Source organism: Pseudolactococcus laudensis (assembly GCF_013449735.1).
Taxonomy (GTDB): Bacteria; Bacillota; Bacilli; order Lactobacillales; family Streptococcaceae; genus Pseudolactococcus; species Pseudolactococcus laudensis.
The window spans coordinates 1-1,399 of sequence record NZ_JACBNY010000064.1 but is presented as its reverse complement, the minus strand read 5'-3'; the positions used below and the strand labels follow the sequence as shown (position 1 = coordinate 1,399).

The window sequence follows — 1,399 nt, the reverse complement described above, 5'->3', positions numbered from 1 at the left end:
TAGTGATGCAAAAATTATTTCTGTTGAATGAGGTGCTTTTATAATGAAAATAATCTCAATTAGAATAAGTAAAATAAATAGATTAAAATTCTACGTTTGTTACTCTAAAAACTTGACTTAACGTCACTCCTATAATTTAACAGATAGATTAGCTATATAGTCTGAGCCAAACTGACTTAAACGATTTCTACTATCTTTTGATTCGTAAAAGTCAATCATAGCAAATCCATTTCTCAATTGACCTTGAATTTGTTCTTCCAAAGTATGGCTGAATTCATATCCATATTCTGGATCAATTATTAGTTGACCTTTTTCTTCTAAAAGTCTTGAGTTGAAAGGAAGGCTATATTTTAATAATAATTCCTTCTCAGGTTGATCCCAAACCTCATCTCCGTCATACATATAAATCCACGGATTCATATATCCAATCATTAATAATCCACCTTTTCTTAAAACACGGTAGGCTTCTGAATACATATTATCTAAATTTTCAATATAGACATTTGAGACAGGGCAAAAAATAATATCAAAGCTATCATATTCAAATGGGAATGGTTTGGTCATATCAGCCTGTACAGTTTTAATATACAAATTTTCTCGTTTTGCTACTTCTACGTCTTTAGATAGCTGAGATTCTGAAAAATCCATGATGGTAGTTTCATAACCGTGCATTGCAAAAATAGGTCCTTGCTGTCCACCACCACAAGCTAAACCTAATAATCGCTTACCTTTGGCTTTCTCAAACCATGTTAATGGCACTAACTTCCCAACTGTAAGAGCTACTTCAATTGGTTTATCTTTTAATTCTTGTAATTCTTCATGACTGTATGGAATTGTATATGGATTACCTTGTCTACTAGAAACTCTATCCCATCTTTCTTGATTTTGATCAATATAGGCTTTCATTTTTTTCTCCTTAAGAGGTTAAACTAAAAGCAAACCTCCAGTGTTGTTTATTTTCATAATATTACCTCCTTTCGTCAAATTACCATAATTATAGCACAGACTATTCGAATACCAAAAAATCCCTAAGAAATCTTTCTTAAGAATTTTAATAATCTACATTTTTATTGTTTACTAATTGGTACCCAAAGCTCCATTTCATAATTGGGATCATGAATATCATTTTCGGTATATACTTCAAAATCTGGTAACCCTGAATGTTTGTAACCATTTTCTGGGAAAAATTCTTCAAGCAGATATTTCCATGCCTGATGAATAGAATCAGGGACTGATCCCTTAACTGGAACTACTGCATACTCAGTTTCTTTAACTTCTAAGATATCAAGTCCTAAATTTCTAGCTTTAGCGTCATCCAAGACGTTATATCCCGCCATATAATTAATCTTATCATTTCCCTCATTCTCATAACAAACACCTAATGATTGACCATTTCCAA

At 31.8% G+C, this 1,399-nt stretch carries 2 protein-coding genes; both read right to left on the bottom strand.

The genetic code is table 11. The features are described 5' to 3' along the window. Positions 1–129: 129 nt before the first annotated feature. Complete coding sequence (locus HZR21_RS11485; protein ID WP_031367151.1) at positions 130–906, bottom strand: class I SAM-dependent methyltransferase; 777 nt, start codon at positions 904–906, stop codon at positions 130–132. A 161-nt stretch (positions 907–1,067) separates the two neighbouring features. Beyond that, the coding region (locus tag HZR21_RS11480; protein ID WP_180747712.1) for a GyrI-like domain-containing protein at positions 1,068–1,399 on the bottom strand (332 nt) is incomplete at its 5' end.